General features: G+C 64.8%; 19 protein-coding genes. All 19 read left to right on the forward strand.

Annotation, left to right across the window (positions count from 1 at the left end; genetic code table 11):
* The first annotated feature begins 196 nt into the window (after positions 1-196).
* The 19 genes from flgB (at position 197) to FFS37_RS24255 (ending at position 16,900) form a co-directional block, all read left to right on the forward strand.
* Positions 197-577, forward strand: coding sequence for a flagellar basal body rod protein FlgB (gene flgB / locus FFS37_RS24165; protein WP_137933484.1), 381 nt, complete (start codon positions 197-199; stop codon positions 575-577).
* 2 nt (positions 578-579) lie between these two features.
* The gene (gene flgC, locus FFS37_RS24170) at positions 580-996 is read left to right on the forward strand and encodes a flagellar basal body rod protein FlgC (protein ID WP_137933485.1); all 417 of its coding nucleotides are present in this window, start codon (positions 580-582) and stop codon (positions 994-996) included.
* Positions 993-1,316 (forward strand): flagellar hook-basal body complex protein FliE, encoded by a 324-nt coding sequence (locus FFS37_RS24175; RefSeq protein WP_171026390.1) that lies wholly within the window; start codon positions 993-995, stop codon positions 1,314-1,316. Before flgC ends, FFS37_RS24175 begins: the two co-directional genes overlap by 4 nt.
* Positions 1,317-1,326: 10 nt before the next feature.
* Positions 1,327-2,115, forward strand: a complete 789-nt coding sequence (gene flgG / locus FFS37_RS24180; RefSeq protein WP_137933486.1) for a flagellar basal-body rod protein FlgG — start codon at positions 1,327-1,329, stop codon at positions 2,113-2,115.
* Positions 2,116-2,121: 6 nt separating this feature from the next.
* On the forward strand, positions 2,122-2,658 hold the full coding sequence (gene flgA, locus FFS37_RS24185; protein ID WP_171026391.1) for a flagellar basal body P-ring formation chaperone FlgA: 537 nt from the start codon (positions 2,122-2,124) through the stop codon (positions 2,656-2,658).
* Positions 2,655-3,896, forward strand: a complete 1,242-nt coding sequence (locus FFS37_RS24190; protein WP_137933488.1) for a flagellar basal body P-ring protein FlgI — start codon at positions 2,655-2,657, stop codon at positions 3,894-3,896. The genes flgA and FFS37_RS24190 overlap by 4 nt, the downstream gene beginning before the upstream one ends.
* 9 nt (positions 3,897-3,905) lie before the next feature.
* Positions 3,906-4,478, forward strand: a complete 573-nt coding sequence (locus FFS37_RS24195; protein WP_137933489.1) for a MotE family protein — start codon at positions 3,906-3,908, stop codon at positions 4,476-4,478.
* Positions 4,475-5,182 (forward strand): flagellar basal body L-ring protein FlgH, encoded by a 708-nt coding sequence (gene flgH / locus FFS37_RS24200; RefSeq protein WP_137933490.1) that lies wholly within the window; start codon positions 4,475-4,477, stop codon positions 5,180-5,182. Before FFS37_RS24195 ends, flgH begins: the two co-directional genes overlap by 4 nt.
* A 21-nt stretch (positions 5,183-5,203) precedes the next feature.
* Positions 5,204-5,698: a flagellar basal body-associated FliL family protein gene (locus tag FFS37_RS24205; RefSeq protein ID WP_137933491.1), complete on the forward strand. Its 495-nt coding sequence runs from the start codon at positions 5,204-5,206 to the stop codon at positions 5,696-5,698.
* Positions 5,695-6,426, forward strand: a complete 732-nt coding sequence (gene fliP, locus FFS37_RS24210) for a flagellar type III secretion system pore protein FliP (protein ID WP_137933492.1) — start codon at positions 5,695-5,697, stop codon at positions 6,424-6,426. Before FFS37_RS24205 ends, fliP begins: the two co-directional genes overlap by 4 nt.
* A 243-nt stretch (positions 6,427-6,669) precedes the next feature.
* On the forward strand, positions 6,670-7,662 hold the full coding sequence (locus tag FFS37_RS24215; RefSeq protein ID WP_137933493.1) for a flagellin N-terminal helical domain-containing protein: 993 nt from the start codon (positions 6,670-6,672) through the stop codon (positions 7,660-7,662).
* 260 nt (positions 7,663-7,922) lie between these two features.
* A complete protein-coding gene (locus tag FFS37_RS24220) occupies positions 7,923-8,981 on the forward strand; it encodes a flagellin N-terminal helical domain-containing protein (RefSeq protein WP_137933494.1) in 1,059 nt (352 codons plus the stop codon).
* Between the two features lie 132 nt (positions 8,982-9,113).
* Complete coding sequence (gene fliF, locus FFS37_RS24225; protein ID WP_137933495.1) at positions 9,114-10,763, forward strand: flagellar basal-body MS-ring/collar protein FliF; 1,650 nt, start codon at positions 9,114-9,116, stop codon at positions 10,761-10,763.
* A 3-nt stretch (positions 10,764-10,766) separates the two neighbouring features.
* On the forward strand, positions 10,767-11,387 hold the full coding sequence (locus FFS37_RS24230) for a hypothetical protein (protein ID WP_137933496.1): 621 nt from the start codon (positions 10,767-10,769) through the stop codon (positions 11,385-11,387).
* Complete coding sequence (locus tag FFS37_RS24235) at positions 11,384-12,727, forward strand: MotB family protein (RefSeq protein ID WP_137933497.1); 1,344 nt, start codon at positions 11,384-11,386, stop codon at positions 12,725-12,727. Before FFS37_RS24230 ends, FFS37_RS24235 begins: the two co-directional genes overlap by 4 nt.
* On the forward strand, positions 12,724-14,124 hold the full coding sequence (locus FFS37_RS24240; RefSeq protein ID WP_137933498.1) for a chemotaxis protein MotC: 1,401 nt from the start codon (positions 12,724-12,726) through the stop codon (positions 14,122-14,124). Before FFS37_RS24235 ends, FFS37_RS24240 begins: the two co-directional genes overlap by 4 nt.
* A 317-nt stretch (positions 14,125-14,441) precedes the next feature.
* Complete coding sequence (gene fliK / locus FFS37_RS24245; RefSeq protein WP_232375751.1) at positions 14,442-15,491, forward strand: flagellar hook-length control protein FliK; 1,050 nt, start codon at positions 14,442-14,444, stop codon at positions 15,489-15,491.
* Positions 15,421-16,008: a transglycosylase SLT domain-containing protein gene (locus tag FFS37_RS24250; protein ID WP_232375752.1), complete on the forward strand. Its 588-nt coding sequence runs from the start codon at positions 15,421-15,423 to the stop codon at positions 16,006-16,008. The genes fliK and FFS37_RS24250 overlap by 71 nt, the downstream gene beginning before the upstream one ends.
* A gap of 223 nt (positions 16,009-16,231) precedes the next feature.
* Positions 16,232-16,900, forward strand: coding sequence for a response regulator transcription factor (locus FFS37_RS24255; protein ID WP_137933500.1), 669 nt, complete (start codon positions 16,232-16,234; stop codon positions 16,898-16,900).
* Positions 16,901-16,978 lie beyond the last annotated feature (78 nt).

Consider the following 16,978-nt stretch of genomic DNA (forward strand, 5'->3'; position numbering starts at 1 on the left):
GCTTCGCGCTTTTCGGCATCGCGGTCATGGGCAATGCCAAGACAACTGTAAAACGGCTTTCCGTTCGCAATGGCGCCAAGAAAAGGAACTGAAGCATTTCGCCGTTTCCGTGAACAGCCAAATGCTCCACCGGTCTCCCGCAAGGTCCGCGCAAGACTGGCGGCCTAGTCTTCTGGGCACATGCCCGGAGATTCCCATGGAGCCCGTTTCCCTTTTTGATCTTGCCACCAAGCAGGCGCAGTGGCTGTCCGTGCGGCAGTCGGCCGTCGCCGGCAATATCGCCAATGCCAACACGCCGGGCTACACGGCAAAGGATGTCGAGCCGTTCGAGAAGGTGCTCGACCGCACCGCGGTGTCGCTGCAGATCACCGAGCCCGGTCATCTCGGCACGGCGGCGACCAATGCCGGCTTCAGCATCAAGTCGCAGGAGAACGACGGCGTCGTCATGCCCTCCAAGAATTCAGTCGTGCTGGAAGACCAACTGCTGAAGGCCGGCGAAGTGCGCCGTTCCTTCGAGCTCAACACGGCCATCGTCAAGGCATTCCATTCGATGATGATGATGGCGGTGAAGAGCTGACCATGGACGCGCTGACAGCAGCCCTGAAAGTCGCAGCATCCGGCCTTGGCGCGCAATCCGAGCGCCTGCGCGTGGTTTCCGAGAACCTCGCCAATGCCCAGTCGACAGGCACCACGCCCGGTTCCGATCCCTATCGCCGCAAGACCATCAGCTTCGTTTCCGAGCTCGACCGGGCTTCCGGCAGCTCGACGGTCGAGGTGAATTCCATCGACCGCGACCCGAGTGACTTTCCCATCGAGTTCCAGCCCGGCAACGAGGCGGCCGACGAGAAGGGCTACGTCAAGATGCCCAATGTCAACGTGCTGATCGAAATGGCCGACATGACCGAGGCCAACCGCTCCTACGAGGCCAACCTGCAAGTCGTGAAGCAGGCACGCGACCTCATCTCAATGACCATCGACCTGATGAGGAACCAATGATCGTGAACGGCATCGGCGCGCTTAACCTGAAGCCCGGGCTGGGCGACACGGCGACCGACCTGCTGCAGGGCGGCGTCGCGCCGGCCGCGGCAGGCAACCTTGGCACATCCTTCGCCGAGGCGGTCAGCCAGGCCGCCGCCAAGACCGTCAACACGATGCAGAATGCCGAGCAGGTGTCGATGCAGGCGCTCAAGGGCGATGCCGACACCCGCCAGGTGGTCGATGCCGTGATGAGCGCCCAGCAGGCGCTGCAAACCGCCGTCGCCATCCGCGACAAGGTCGTTTCGGCCTATCTCGAAGTCAGTCGCATGGGTATCTGAGGAGCAAGCCGTGAAAGCACTCGCCATCGCCGCCACCGGCATGAACGCCCAGCAGACCAATCTGGAAGTCATCGCCAACAACATCGCCAACATCAACACCACCGGCTACAAGCGGGCGCGCGCCGAATTCTCCGACCTGCTCTACCAGGTCGATCGCACGCAGGGCGTGCCCAACCGTTCCAACGCCTCGCTGGTGCCGGAAGGCGTTTCGATCGGCCTCGGCGTCAAGACGACCGCCGTGCGCAACGTGCACACCCAGGGCGAACTGACCAGCACCGGCAACAGTTTCGACCTGGCGCTCACCGGCCGCGGCTGGTTCCAGATCGAAGGCGCCGACGGCGGCACGCTCTATACCCGCGCCGGCGCCCTCAACACCAATGCCACCGGCCAGTTGGTGACCGTCAACGGCGCCAATGTCATCCCGGCGATCACCGTTCCCACCGACGCGGTGGAGGTCATCGTCAACAAGACCGGGCAGGTCTTTGCCCGTCTCGATGGCCAGGCCAATCTGCAAACGCTCGGTCAGCTTCAGATCGCCAACTTCGCCAACGAGGCGGGGCTCGCCCCTCTCGGCGACAACCTGTTCCAGGAAACGGCGGCTTCCGGACCGGCCAATGTCGGCGTGCCCGGCGATCCCGGCTTCGCCACCATCCAGCAAGGCTATCTCGAGGCTTCCAACGTCGATCCGGTCAAGGAGATCACCGAGTTGATCTCGGCGCAGCGTGCCTACGAGATGAACTCCAAGGTCATCCAGGCCGCCGACGACATGGCCTCAGTCGTGTCCAAGAACATCAGGTAACCGATGATGGCCAGGCCGATCTCCTGCTCAGTATTCCGCCGCGCCGCGCTCTTCCTTGCGCTGCTGGCCGGCGGCATGCCGGCTTTCGCCCAGGAATCGACAGGCCAATCGGCAAGCCAGTCGGCCGCCCAGATCGCCAGCAACCAGCCCGCCGGCGAGGTCGTGCTGATCCCCAACCGGGTCATCTATCCCGGCGAAGCCATCGAGCTTACCGCCTTGAAGCAGGTCACGCTCATTCCCGGCAAGCACAAGCCCGATGCGATGGCGACACGCGCCGAGGAGCTCCAGGGCAAGGTCGCCAAGCGCACCCTGCTGCCTGGCCGCTACATCCCCAGCAGCGCCATCCGTGAGGCCTGGCTGGTCGAACAGGGTGCTGCCGTGCAGGTCTTCTTCACCGCGGGCGGGCTGATGATCACCGCCACCGCCGTTACCCTGCAGCCAGGTTCGGCCGGCGACCTCATCAAGGTCCGCAACACCGACAGCGGCAAGATCCTCTCCGGCACGGTGATGGCCGACGGAACCATCCAGGTCAGCGCTTCATGATGCGCCTGCTTGCCCTTGTTCTCGCGGCCACGCTCGGCCTGCAGCCGGCGTTCGCCGACGGCCTGATGCCGAAGGCCAAGCGCGAGCTCGCCGCCAGGAATGGCGGCGTCGACAACGATCCCGAATATGATCCGGCGACCACCACGCGCATGTTCCGTGTTTCGCCCGGACCAAGCTCGCTGCCGCCAGGCCAGGTCGCCTCGCGCATCAAGGACATCGCCCAGCTGCAGAGTTCGCGTGACAACCAGCTCGTCGGCTACGGCCTTGTCATCGGGCTCGCGGGTTCGGGCGACAGCCTGCGCAACTCGCCGTTCACCGAACAATCCATCCGCGCCATGCTCGAAAATCTCGGCATCGCCACCGAAGGCGGCAGCGCGCGCGCCAAGAACGTCGCCGCCGTTATAGTCACCGCCAACATGCCGCCCTATGTGCAGTCGGGCGCGCGCATCGACATTGATGTCTCGTCCATGGGCGACGCCACGTCGCTCGCCGGCGGCACGCTGATCATGACGCCGCTGAAAGCGGCCGACGGCGAGATCTACGCCGTTGGCCAGGGCGCGGTCATCGTTTCCGGTTTCACCGCGCAAGGCCAGGCCGAACAGCTGACGCAAGGCGTCCCGACCGCCGGCCGGGTGCCGAACGGCGCCATTGTCGAGCGCTCGGTGAAGGCCGAGTTCGACGACCAGTCGACGCTGACGCTGCAATTGCGCAATCCCGATTTCTCCACCGCCATCCGTATCGCCGACGCGATCAACGACTATACAAGCCAGCGCTTCGGCATGCGCGTGGCGGCCGAGCGTGATTCCCGCACCGTCCAGATCAGGCGGCCGAAGAGTGTCTCGGCGGCCCGCTTCTATGCCGAGATCGAAAACCTGGTGGTCGAATCCGACACGCCGGCCCGCGTCGTCATCGACGAGCGCACCGGCACCATCGTCATCGGCAACGACGTCAAGATCTCGCGCGTCGCCATCAGCCACGGCACGCTGACGGTACGCATCACCGAAGCGCCGCGCGTCGTGCAGCCCGAGCCGTTCTCCAAGGGTGTGACCGCCGTCGAGCCGTTCACGGCCATCGATGCCAGCCGCCCCGACGCTCGCGTCGCCGTGCTCGACGGGCCCGACCTGCAAACCCTTGTTTCCGGCCTCAACCGGCTCGGCGTCAAGCCGGATGGCATCATCGCCATCCTGCAGGGCATCAAGTCGGCGGGCGCCCTGCAAGCCGATCTGGTTCTCCAATAGGCGATACCGATGATCCCTTCCCTCTCATCCCCTGAAAGACGCCGCTCCCACGCATTGCTGCTCGCGGCCCTCGCCGCCATCTCCGTCTCCGGCGGCGCCCGGGCGGAGGATACGGTTCGTCAGGTCCTGCCTGGAGCGCAGCCCGCGGTGGCGCCGCAGCAATTGACGCGCGAGAAGGCTCCCGACCAGAGCGAGATCGAGCGCTTCTGTTCCAATATAGCCGATGCCGCCCGCGACCGCCGCTACGCCTTGCAGGCCGAGGAACTGAAGCAGCTGCAGGCCGGCATCGACCAGCGCATGAAGGCGCTGGACGAGAAGAAGGCCGAATACGAAAGCTGGCTGAAGCGGCGCGAGGTCTTCCTGGCCCGGGCCGAGGAAAGCGTCGTCAAGATCTATGCCGGCATGAAGCCCGATGCGGCGGCCGAACGCCTGGCGATCGTCAACGCCGACCTAGCCGCGGCCATCCTGATGAAGCTCGATTCACGCAAGGCCGGCGTCATCCTCAACGAAATGGACCAGAAGGCGGCGGCGACGCTCACCGGCATCATGGCCAGCGCAGCCCGAAGGGTAGATCCGTCATGATCCGCAGAATGCTCCTTGTGTGCTCCATCGCCGCGCTCTCGGGCTGCGGCACCAACCTGAAGGAAGTCGGCAGGGAACCTTCGCTGTCGCCGGTCGGCTCCGGCATCGATGGCGGTAGTACCGGCTCGCTCTACAAATACCCGGAAACGCCACGGCAACCGGTGAAGAAGTTCTCCTTGTGGGACGACCGGCAGAGCCGGCTGTTCACCGATCCGCGCGCGCTCCAGCAGGGCGACATCCTGACCGTCAAGATCAAGATCAACGACCGCGCCAACTTCAAGAACCAGAACGACAGAAGCCGCACCGCCAACCGCAAGCTCGGCCTCGACCTCAGCGCGCAGTGGAACAAATACAGCACCGGCGGCAAGGGCTCCGGCACGATCAATTCCGCCACCGACACGACCGCCGACGGCGAGATCAAGCGATCGGAAACGCTGGAACTCAATGTCGCCGCCGTCGTCACCGACGTGTTGCCCAACGGCAATCTGATGATCAGCGGCTCGCAGGAGGTGCGCGTCAACTACGAACTCAGGGTGCTCACCATTGCCGGCATCGTGCGGCCGGCCGATATCGGCGCAGAAAACACGATCCCCTATGAACGCATCGCCGAGGCCCGCATCTCCTATGGCGGGCGCGGCCGCATAAGCGAGGTCCAGCAGCCTGCCTATGGCCAGCAGGTCCTCGACCAGGTCCTTCCGTTCTAGCGATTTGGAGAGCGCATCGCCGTGGCCAATGTCGAACAGCTCCAGCCTCGCAAGGGTCCCTCCCTTGTCGTCCAGGGCGCCATGCTGGTCGTGGTGACGGTCGCCGCCATCGGCATGGGCTGGCTTTCCGGCGGCTATCTGAAGGGTGTCGGAGGTCCGGAGTCGGTGCCGGTCGCACCCGAGAACGAAGGCAAGACCGCCCAGCCCGCCGTTGAGCACCAGCCCGGCACGGGGCCGACGCTCGTCGCGCTGGCGCCGATCACCACCAACATCGCATCACCCGCCGACACCTGGATCAGGATGGAAGTTTCCGTCGTCTACGACGCGCCGCAACCTCCTGCGATGGCGGAGGATATACACCAGGACCTCCTGGCCTACGTGCGCACCGTCAAGATGCACCAGATCGAAGGCGCCAGCGGTTACCAGCACCTGAAGGCCGATCTCGAGGAACGCGCCTCGATCCGCAGCCAGGGTCACGCCAAACAGGTACTCATCAGGACATTGCTGCTCGAATGAGGAAATTCCTTCTTGCCGCGGCGCTGATCGGCGCCGCCACATCGGTCGCGGCTGCCCAGCAACTTGACCTTGGCGGCATCGGCAAGGCCGACGGCACCACCGTCGGCTACATCATCCAGATGTTCGGCCTGCTGACCGTGCTGTCGGTGGCGCCGGGCCTTCTGATCATGGTGACGAGCTTCACCCGTTTTGTCATCGCCTTCTCGATCCTGCGCGCCGGCATCGGCCTGCAATCGACGCCGGCCAACCTCATCTTGATCTCCCTGTCGCTGTTCATGACCTTCTATGTCATGGCGCCGACCTTCGATCAGGCCTGGAACACCGGCGTCAAGCCGTTGATGGACAACCAGATCAGCCAGACCGAGGCCTTCGAGAAGATTTCCGATCCGTTCCGCACCTTCATGCTGCACAATGTGCGCGACAAGGACTTCGACCTCTTCGCCGACCTCGCCCGCGAGCGGGGCCAGACCGTCTCGCGCGAGACCGTCGACCTGCGCATCCTGGTGCCGGCCTTCATGATTTCCGAGATCCGGCGGGGCTTCGAGATCGGCTTCCTGATCGTGCTGCCATTCCTGGTCATCGACCTGATCGTGGCGACCATCACCATGGCGATGGGCATGATGATGCTGCCGCCGACAGTGGTATCGCTGCCGTTCAAGATCCTGTTCTTCGTCCTCATCGACGGCTGGAACCTGCTCGTCGGCAGCTTGGTGCGCTCCTTTACCTGACCTGTCCGCCGCCTCGAGCGATCGCTCACATGGACCGCGCGGCACGCACGGCCCCGTGAATTTTTCCTCGAATTATTTCCGATTAACCGTCCGATTTAGTTCTTTGGTAGGGACTTCCCGCCATAGTCGCTCGCAGATGGCGGGTGACCTCAAAAGCAATGGTCATGGGCATGATGCCGCTCCGTCATACCGGACATGCCGGTATGCAAAAAAACACCCTGTAAAAACAAGGTACGAGTTGCCATGGCCAGTATCATGACGAACAGCGCCGCATTGACGGCCCTGCAGAGCCTTAACGCCACCCAGAACAACCTCTCGACCACCCAGGCCCGCATTTCGACGGGCTATCGCGTCTCCCAGGCTTCGGACAACGCCGCCTATTGGTCGATCGCCACCACGATGCGCTCCGACAACCAGGCCATGTCCACCGTTTCGGACTCGCTCGGCCTCGGCGCCTCGAAGGTCGATACCGCCTACACCGGCATGAACAGCGCGATCGACACCATCAACCAGATCAAGCAGAAGCTGACCGCGTCCTACGGCCAGACCGATGCCTCGAAGGAAAAGACCCAGGTCGAAATCGCGGCCCTGCAGAAGCAGCTGAAGGGCTATGCCGACAGCGCCACCTTCTCCGGCACCAACATGCTCTCGGTCAACAGCGGCACCGCCGCCACTGCAGCCGATGTGAAGATCGTTTCGGCCTTCAACCGCGACTCCAGCGGCGCGGCTTCGATTTCCACGATCGACGTCAATGTGGAAAGCACCAAGCTCTATGAAGCCGGCTCGGCCGCGGGCAAGGGTATCCTGGACGCCGCCCGTCTCGGTAGCGACGGCAGCGTCACGGCAACGGCAGCCGCCCCGGCCGCGGGTGCGGCGGTTGCGGCCGGCGACACCTATTCGGTCGCCAGCCTGAAGATCTTCGACACCGCCACGAGCAAGGCCTTCAGCGACGCCCAGATCGCCCAGCAGATGACCGTCGTCGACGCCGCGCTCAAGGACATGACCAACGCCGCCTCCACGCTCGGCGCCGCCAAGAGCTCGATCGACCTGCAGAAGACCTTCACGCAGAACCTGATGGACTCCATCGATCGCGGTGTCGGCCAGCTCGTCGATGCTGACATGAACAAGGAATCGACCCGCCTCCAGGCGCTGCAGGTTCAGCAGCAGCTCGGCGTCCAGGCGCTGTCGATCGCCAACGGTTCGTCGCAGTCGATCCTGTCGCTCTTCCGCGGCTGATCCCTCTCCACCACGTACAGCTAGACAGACGGGCCGCGCCAAAAGCGCGGCCCGTTTGCGTTTGCTCCAGCCCCGCGCAACCCTCGTTCCTTAACTCTCCGAAGCTGACGTTTAACAGGCTGTTAACCATATCTGCTTAGGTATGGTTAACCAACGCTTACAGCAGGTTGCCGAATCGGCCCGACCGGCGCGACGGCAACCGACAGACAGGCCGATTGGGTCTGTGTGGGCATGCCGGCCTTAGAGAAGGAGCGAGTTTCTTGGCAAGCATCATGACGAACGCCGCGGCGTTGACCGCGCTTCAGAGTCTCAACGCCACCAACAAGTCGCTTGAGCAGACCCAGGCCCGCATCTCGACGGGCTACAGGGTCTCCGAGGCATCCGACAACGCCGCCTACTGGTCGATCGCCACCACGATGCGCTCCGACAACCAGGCGCTTTCCACCGTGCAGGACGCGCTTGGCCTGGGTGCCTCGAAGGTCGATACCGCCTACACCGGCATGAACAACGTGCTGGACACGATCGGCAAGATCAAGACCAAGCTGCTGTCGACCGTCGGCCAGACGGACGCAGCCAAGGAAAAGACCCAGACCGAAATCACCACCCTTCAGGCGCAGATGAAGTCCTTCGCCGACGCGGCGACCTTCTCGGGCTCGAACTTCCTGTCGGTGACCTCCACCGCCGCGGGTGGCGGCGTCCAGCAGGATGCCAAGATCGTCTCCTCGTTCAACCGCACGTCATCAGGCGCCGTTCAGCTCGGCACGATCGATATCGATGTCGAGAGCACCAAGCTGTTCGATTCCGGCCTCCCCGCGGACGTCAAGAACCAGGGCACGCTTGACCGCAAGACCTCGGTCTACGCCACCGGGGCCGCCCAGACGGCGTATGATACGGCTTACGCGGCCTCGATCGCCGGCGGCGGCACCGACGCCGCCGCCAACACCGCCGGCCAGACCGCGGCGGGCCCCGTCACCAAGGTCGACAATGTTTCCGCCTTCAATCTCGACATCACCGCGGCCGGCGTGACCGACGACATCATCACCCAGATGATCACCAAGATCGACAACGTCATGGCCCAGTTGACCGACCAGGCCACCATCCTCGGCTCGGCCAAGAGCTCGATCGACCTGCAGAAGACCTTCACCCAGAGCCTGATGGACTCCATCGACCGCGGCGTCGGCCAGCTCGTCGATGCCGACATGAACAAGGAATCGACCCGCCTCCAGGCGCTGCAGGTGCAGCAGCAGCTCGGCATCCAGTCGCTGTCGATCGCCAACAGCTCCTCGCAGTCGATCCTGTCGCTGTTCAAGAACGGCTAATTCCTGCCTAGCTGAACTGTCCGCTTTACTTCCACCAATCGGGCCGCGCGCCAAGCGCGGCCCGATTTCATTTTCGCACAAGCTTCGAGGACTACTGTTCCCGCGGACAGTCATGCTGGGAGCAGCGCTATCGTGCCCGAACAGATCCAGAGCATCATCTCTAATCTCCGCGGTTTTGGCGTGAGGCGCCTTGCCATGCTGGCGGGCATCGCCGTTCTGGTGATGGGCGTCATCGGCATCGCCTCGGTCTATCTCAACCGACCGGCCTACGACACGCTCTATGTCGGGCTCGACCGCGCCGACGTGAACCAGATCGGCCTGGTCCTGGGCGAGGCCGGCATCGGCTTCGACGTCGGCGCCGACGGGACTTCCGTGCTGGTGCCGGCCGGCACCACCGCGCAGGCGCGCATGCTGCTTGCCGAGAAAGGCCTGCCGACAAGCGCCAATGCCGGTTACGAGCTGTTCGACAATGTCGGCTCGCTCGGCCTTACGTCCTTCATGCAGCAGATCACCCGCGTGCGAGCGCTCGAAGGCGAGATCTCGCGCACCATCCAGTCCATATCGGGCATCAAGGCGGCGCGCGTCCACATCGTCATGTCGGAGCGCGCCAATTTCCGCCGCGACGAGCAGCAGCCCTCGGCCTCTGTCGTCATCCGCTATGCCGGCATCGACGCCGAGAAGAGCGCGCAGTCGATTCGTCATCTCGTCGCCGCCGCCGTGCCTGGCCTGTCGGCCGACAAGGTGACGGTGCTGGATTCCAACGGCAACCTTCTGGCAGCGGGGGACGACCCCTCCAACACGAGCGCCGCGCGCACACTGGGCGTCGAGCAGACCGTGGAGGCGCAGATCGGCGACAACATCCGCCGCGCCCTGACTCCCTATCTCGGTCCGGACAATTTCCGCGCCAGCGTCAAGGCCGATGTCAACACCGACACCCGCCAGACCGAGGAGACGATCTTCGATCCGGAATCGCGCGTCGAGCGCTCCGTGCAGTCGGTGCGCGCCAACGAAAACAGCAACCAGAGGCAGGCTTCGACTCCGGCCAGCGTCGAGCAGAATCTGCCCGAGACCCAGGCGACCAGCACCGAGGGTCCGCAAACCTCATCCGCGAACGACCGCAAGGAGGAGATCACCAACTACGAGATCAACTCCAAGAAGATCGCCACCGTCTCCAACGGCTACACCGTCACCAAGATGTCGATCGCCGTCGTCGTCAACCAGGACCGGCTGAAGGCGATCCTGGGCAAGGACGCGACACCGGAGCAGATCGCCAAGCGCGTCGCCGACATCCAGAAGATGGTGACCTCGGCCACCGGCTTCGACGACAAGCGCGGCGACGTCATCGACGTCTCGGCGGTCGAGTTCATCGACGGGCTGGACGGCGAGGCGATCCCGCAGGCGGGAATGCTCGATTCCGTCGGCCAGCACGCCGGCACGCTGATCAATGCCGGCGCCTTCATCGTCGTGGTGTTCCTGGTTGCCTTCTTTGGCCTGCGGCCGATGGCCGCCGCGCTGACGGCAAAGGCGACACCTGCCATAGCGGGTCCCAATTTCGACGAGGTCCAGCGTTCGTTGCCGACACCGGAGGCAGTCGCCTCCGTCGAGACCGGCGCTCCTGTCGGGGCACTGCCCGGTGCGCGGCCCGGCGCCACGCCGCTCGACGACCTTCGCCAGAAGATAAGGCCGGCGCCGCAGGAGCGACTGGCCCGCATGGTCGACCTGAATGAGGAGCGCACCGCGCAGATCCTGCGCAAATGGGCGGCCCAGGAAATCGCGGCCTAACCCATGCCCAGCGCAGCCCTCTTCGATCTCCTCCCTGACTTCGGCACGCGCGCGCCGCGCGCCGGCCAACCCCAGGTCGTCGCCGAACACAGGCCGGAAGCGCAAGCGCCGCAGGCCGATATCGGCCTGCTGATCGCCGAGGCGGTCGCGCAGGCGGAGGCGACGCTCGGCGAGCGGCTCTCGGCCGCCCACGAGGCGGCGCTGGAAGCGGAGAGGCAGGCCAATGCCGAGGAGGCCAGGACCTTTCTCGAGAGCTTGGGCGGCGATGTCGGCACCGCCGTCTCTTCGCGCATCGACGCCATGGAGACACGCGTCACGGATCTGGTCGCCGCCACCGTCGCCCGCATCATCGGCGGCATTGTCAGCGACGATTTGCAGAAGCGTTCGCTCGAGGCGCTGGCCGGCGCGGTCCGCGAAGCCGTCGGCGACGGCGAAGCGGTGCGCATCGCCGTGCGCGGGCCGCTTTCGCTGTTCGAAACGCTGAGGACCTCGCTTGGCCCGCGCGCCGCAAATCTCGATTTCATCGAGGCGCCCGGCTTCGACCTGACGGTGACCATCGACGAGGCCGTGTTCGAAACGCGCATGGCGGAATGGTCGGCAACCCTTTCCGAGGTTTTGTCATGAGCGTCGCCGAAGCCGATCATGGCAGGCACGAGATCATCATCGTGCGGCGGGGTCACGACGACCATGACGACGGCCATCATGGCGGCGTCTGGAAGATCGCCTTTGCCGATTTCATGACCGCGATGATGTGCTTCTTCCTGGTCATGTGGCTGATCAATGCCGCCAACGAACAGACCAAGACGGCCGTGGCCAGCTATTTCAATCCCGTCAAGCTCGTCGACCGTGAATCGAGCCGCAAGGGTCTCAAGGATCTCGGCAACGGGCCGCGTTCGGTCGGTCTGACGGCCGACGACCCGCAGGAAGCGACGACCAAGGCCGGGCAGGACGGCACCGGCGCCGCGGGCTCGTCCAACCGCAAGCAGGACAAGCAGCAGGAGCAGCAGACGAGGCAGTCCGACGATCATCTTTTCGCGGATCCCTACGCGGTGCTGTCCGAAATCGCGACCGACACCGGCGTCATGCAGAATGTCAGCCAGAAGGGTGACGGCGGAGCACAGAATGCGGGGCCGGCGACGGGTGCCTCCGGCGGCGCCTCCTATCGCGACCCCTTCGAACCCGACTTCTGGTCGCAGCAGGTCGCAGCGCCGGCCGCCGAGGCAAGCGCCGAGCGCCCCAGGATCGAAGGCGACCCGCTGAAGCCCGGCGACAAGGCCGCCGAAACCCAGGTCGCCAAGGTCAAGGCCGTGCCGCCGGCGCCCGCCCTCGAGGACGCCCCGCTCGAGCCTCTCGCCAAGGACATTGCCGCCGCAAACGCGGCCGCCAAGGCCAAAACCGCGGATGGAAAGACGCGGGACGGCAAAACGGCTGAGACGGCAAAGGCCGACGCAGCCGTCGCCGACGCGAAAAACCCGGAGGCGCAGAAGGCCCCGACCGCCGCTGCCCTGAAGGCTGCTACCGACATCAAGCAGCAACTGGCCGATGCCTTCAAGCCCGGCGACAAGCTGCATGACGGCGTCTCCGTCGAAGCCACCGACAAGGGTGTCGTTATCTCCATCACCGACCAGCTCGACTTCGGCATGTTCGAAGTCGGCTCGGCGATGCCGAGCCGCGAACTGGTGCTGGCCATGGAAAAGATCGGCCGCATCGTCAACAGCCAGAAGGGCACGATCAGCATAAACGGTCACACCGACGCGCGGCCTTTCCGAAGCGCCACCTACGACAACTGGCGTCTGTCGACGGCACGCGCCCATTCCGCCTATTACATGCTGGTGCGCGGCGGTGTTGACGAACGCCGCATCACCGAGGTCGCCGGCTTCGCCGACCGCCAGCCCAAGGATCCCGCCGATCCGCTGTCGGCGGTCAACCGCCGCATCGAGATCCTCATGGCGACCGGCGGATGATGCGCGGCATGGTGACCAGCCGGCTTATGGGCTTTTTCTTGCTGGCCGCGGGATATCCGTCGGCCGGCCTGGCCCAGGACGCGCTGCAGCCATACCAGCTGGTGCGCTCGCTGCAGCTGATCCAGGACCGCATTGCCGCCGGCGATCATGCCGCGATGCCGATGCAGGCCAAGCTGCTCGAGATGACCGACGCCCGGCTCCGTTCGGCGGATGCCGAGGATTTCAAGGACCCCAAGAACTTCCGCGCCCTGCTGGTCTACGGCATGAGCGGCGGCAATCCGGCCACCGTCGAAGCCGCCGTATCGCGCGCCACATCGCTTGATGCGCAGAACCTCGCGATCGCCAAGGGCATCATAAACTACCTGGTCGGTCGGCCCGCCGGCGCGATCGAGGTCCTGAAGCCCATCGATCCCATGACCCTGCCCGGTGATCTCGGTGCCTTCCTCGCGCTGGTCAAGGGCTCGCTGATAGCCACGGAAGATCCGGCGGGCGCTCTTGCGCTGCTTGACGAGGCCAGGCTGCTCAGCCCGGGCACGCTGGTCGAGGAAGCCGCGCTTCGGCGTTCGGTCGGCATCGCGGTGGCGCAAGGCGACGCGGCGCGTTTCGCGCTTGCCTCCACGCAGTATGTCGAGCGCTACCTCTACTCGCCCTATGCGAGCCAGTTCGCCGATTCCTTCGTCTCCGGCGTGATCGCGCTCCACATGTCGATCAGCCAGGACAAGCTGGCCGACATCACCTCGATGATGGATCCCGAGCGCGAGAAGGTGATCTACCTGCGCATCGCGCGCCGTGCCGCGATCGACGGCTTGAGCGATTTGTCGGCCTTCGCCTCGGCGCGCGCCGAGCAGGGCCGCGACGGCAACACCAACCAGGGCGATCCGCGTGCCCTGCTCTACTCCAGCCTGTCCACGGTGACCTCCGACACGATAGAGGACGTGCGGACCAAGCTTGGCAAGATCGATCGCAGCAGGCTTTCGGACGGCGACCGCGCCCTGCTCGACGCTGCCCAGACCATTGCCGGCGAAGTGGTCGCGCCACCTGCCTCTCCGGTTGTCGAGAATACCGCGGCCGCCGATCCGACGATGGGAAGTCCTGAGGCCGCGACGGCGGCGCCCGTATCCGCGGAGAGCGCTGCCCAGGCGGCCGACGCCTCCGGCTTGCCGCCCGTCGAGGGCGCAGCTTCCGAACAGCCCGCCGTCGCGCCATCCGGCCCGGCAGCGGCCCAGGCCGACACACCCGCTCCCGCGCCTTCTGCCGATGCGCCAACAATTGTTCCGGCTTCGGCGCCGGCGGCCCCTTCCAGTGCTGACAAGACCGACCCGACCGATGCCGCCATGATGAAAACCCGTCGACAGCTCGACCTGATCGACCAGATGCTAGGAGCCGCCCCGAAATGACACCCAGTCTCGGTCCGGCCCTGTCAGGATTTGCCGCCGCCCGCACGGCGGCCGAGCAGCCGGGTGCGTCCGGAAAGAAGGATGACGCCGGCTTCGGCAAGATGGTGCACGCCAAGGCCGCTCACCCCGAAAAACAGCCGGCGGCCGAGGCCGGATCACGCGATCCGCGCTGGAGCAAGCTTGCCGCCGGACTTGCGTCGCAAGCCGGCGACGACGAATCCGGGCAAGCGGACCCGGCAACAACCGCGCCTAAGGGATTGCCGGTCGCGAAGCAGACAAAGGACGGCAAGGCTGGCGGGTCGGACAAGGACGCCGAATTGCTCGCGGCCGACGGTGATGCTTCGCCGCTTCAGGATCATCTGCCGTTGCTGATGGCCCTGCACGAGTTGCGCCATTTCTCGACTTCGGCCAAGTCGGCCGAAGCCGGCGATACCGGACAGGGTCCGGCGCCGGAAGGGCAGTCGCTGCCCAAGACCTATCGGGCGAAATCCACCGCCGACCATGACGCACTCGAACCGGTGTCGAAGCCCGAGCGGATGTCGCTCGCAGACGGGCAGTTGACGAAGCTCGAGGGCCAGTCCGCGCGAAATGCCGCGGCCGGCGCGCCGCAACGCGACAATGCGATCGTGGCCGGCCCGGTTGCGGAAACGCCCCCGGCGGATGTTCCGGGCGTCGATCTCGAACACGCGCCGCAACAACCGAAATCCATCACCGACGTCCAGTCCGCCTTGCGGCCCGAGAGCGGAAAACAGCAGTCGGCGGCAGGTCGCATCGACGTGGTTTCAGAGCGCAGCTTCCCAGCGCCGCCGCAGGCTCCGATCAGCCAGGCCGCCCTCAACGTGATCGGCGCCATATCAGCCGATGGTGGCCCCTCCCACGCGTTTTCGACGCCCTCCTCGGCCGCCCAGTTGGCTGCTCCTGTTGCCGTTCCGACACATGTATTGAAGATAGAACTTCATCCGGCGGAACTGGGCATGGTCACGGCCAACCTTCGCCTCTCGGGAGAACAACTGTCGATTGAGCTGAAGCCCGAAACACACGACGCCTACCGCCGGCTTTCGAGCGACAGCGAAGCAATCGTCAAGTCTCTGCGCGGGTTGGGTTTCGACGTTGATAAGGTCACCATCATGCAACCGTCAGTCGCCGTTCCGGCTACAACCCGGACGGATGGAACGGCTTCCATGGCCAGCGCGCCTGGCCGCGACCAGTCATCCTTCCAGCCGGGAAATTCCGGCGGCGGCAGCGGCGGAACTGGCGGCCAGCAATCCGGTCAGCAGTCAGCAAGAGGTAGTCACGATGACGCGCAGGATTACGGCCGCGCCGCTTCGCCTTCTCGCGAGCGTGCTGGCGGCGGCATGTTTATCTAGCCTGGCGACGGGTGCCGTCGCCGCCACCAATCCTTGCGAGCCCGAGATCCTGCGCGCCGCCGACCGCTACGGCGTGCCCGCCGGCATCCTCTATGCCGTCGGTCTGACCGAGACCGGCAAGAAAGGCAGCCTCCAGCCCAACGCCTTGAATATAGAGGGAAAAGCGGTTTTCCCAAGAAGCCGCGCCGAGGCCATTGCGGCCTTCGAAAGCGCCAGGCGGGACGGCAAGACGCTGATCGATCTCGGCTGCATGCAGATCAACCATCACTACCACGCCTCGCATTTCCGCAGTGTCGAGGACATGCTCGACCCGCGCCAGAATGTCGACTACGCGGCTCGCTTCCTGGCCAGTCTGCATGCCCGTCACGCGACCTGGTCCATGGCTGTCGCCCGCTACCATGCCGGTCCCGATAACGACCCGGCGCAGAAGGTCTATGTCTGTCGGGTGATCGCCAACATGGTTGCTACCGGCTTTGGAAAATGGACCGCCAATGCCCGCTCTTTCTGCAACCCATAAGCGTATTTTCACCCTCTAATACGCTCTCGGCACTGCTTTGACGCGCCATTTTTGACTTGGCCAAGACTTTCCATTCAAAGCATATCTGGCTGCACGCTAATGCAACCGGTGCGATTCCAGACTCCCAAGAAACTAGTTACAAGAAATCATGGTGTTCAGGATTCCCGCCAGCGGTTACGCCTTTCCCCACGGGGCAGATGTGCTGATTCGGAAGGTGGGGCCGATGATTGTTATCGTTGACGAGCGAGAGCTCGTAACAGAGGGATACAATTCACTTTTCGACCGCGAAGGCGTCGCCTGCGCCGGCTTCGCGCCCAGCGAATTCGGCGAGTGGGTGAACTCGGCCGCCGACACCGACCTGCGTTCGGTGCGGGCCTTCCTGATCGGCGATTGTCGTGAGGGCGCGATCTCGCCGCGCCAGATCCGCGACCGCACCGGGGCCCCCGTCATTGCGCTCAGCGAGCAGCATTCGCTGGAGAACACGCTGCGGTTGTTCGAGAGCGGCGTCGACGACGTCATCCGCAAGCCGGTCCATATCCGCGAGATCCTGGCCCGCATCACCGCCATCCGCCGTCGTGCCCATGAGGACGTCGCCTATACCGAGATCGGCGCCATGCGCATCTTCATGGACGGACGCGATCCGGAGATCGACGGCCAGCCGCTGCCCTTGCCGCGCCGCGAGCGCCGCATCCTCGAATATCTTGCCAGCAACCGTGGCCGCCGCGTCACCAAGACCCAGGTCTTCAACGCCATCTACGGCATCTTCGATGAAGAGGTCGAGGAGAACGTGGTGGAGAGCCACATCAGCAAATTGCGCAAGAAGCTGCGCGAGAAGCTGGGCACCGATCCGATCGATTCCAAGCGCTTCCTCGGCTACCGGCTCGTGTTCTGATGCCCCGCCGCGCCAGCCTCGCGCAAGACAGGACGCGTAGCCTCGCTGCCAGTGGCATGGATATTGCGGAGACATCTC

This window comes from Mesorhizobium comanense (assembly GCF_005503535.1).
GTDB lineage: Bacteria > Pseudomonadota > Alphaproteobacteria > Rhizobiales > Rhizobiaceae > Mesorhizobium > Mesorhizobium comanense.

Coding starts and splice junctions, on each gene's coding strand:
- flgB (WP_137933484.1), top strand. CDS start 197: ATGGAGCCCGTTTCCCTTTTTGATCTTGCCACCAAGCAGGCGCAGTGG.
- flgC (WP_137933485.1), top strand. CDS start 580: ATGGACGCGCTGACAGCAGCCCTGAAAGTCGCAGCATCCGGCCTTGGC.
- FFS37_RS24175 (WP_171026390.1), top strand. CDS start 993: ATGATCGTGAACGGCATCGGCGCGCTTAACCTGAAGCCCGGGCTGGGC.
- flgA (WP_171026391.1), top strand. CDS start 2,122: ATGGCCAGGCCGATCTCCTGCTCAGTATTCCGCCGCGCCGCGCTCTTC.
- FFS37_RS24190 (WP_137933488.1), top strand. CDS start 2,655: ATGATGCGCCTGCTTGCCCTTGTTCTCGCGGCCACGCTCGGCCTGCAG.
- FFS37_RS24195 (WP_137933489.1), top strand. CDS start 3,906: ATGATCCCTTCCCTCTCATCCCCTGAAAGACGCCGCTCCCACGCATTG.
- flgH (WP_137933490.1), top strand. CDS start 4,475: ATGATCCGCAGAATGCTCCTTGTGTGCTCCATCGCCGCGCTCTCGGGC.
- fliP (WP_137933492.1), top strand. CDS start 5,695: ATGAGGAAATTCCTTCTTGCCGCGGCGCTGATCGGCGCCGCCACATCG.
- FFS37_RS24215 (WP_137933493.1), top strand. CDS start 6,670: ATGGCCAGTATCATGACGAACAGCGCCGCATTGACGGCCCTGCAGAGC.
- FFS37_RS24230 (WP_137933496.1), top strand. CDS start 10,767: ATGCCCAGCGCAGCCCTCTTCGATCTCCTCCCTGACTTCGGCACGCGC.
- FFS37_RS24235 (WP_137933497.1), top strand. CDS start 11,384: ATGAGCGTCGCCGAAGCCGATCATGGCAGGCACGAGATCATCATCGTG.
- FFS37_RS24240 (WP_137933498.1), top strand. CDS start 12,724: ATGATGCGCGGCATGGTGACCAGCCGGCTTATGGGCTTTTTCTTGCTG.
- FFS37_RS24250 (WP_232375752.1), top strand. CDS start 15,421: ATGACGCGCAGGATTACGGCCGCGCCGCTTCGCCTTCTCGCGAGCGTG.
- FFS37_RS24255 (WP_137933500.1), top strand. CDS start 16,232: ATGATTGTTATCGTTGACGAGCGAGAGCTCGTAACAGAGGGATACAAT.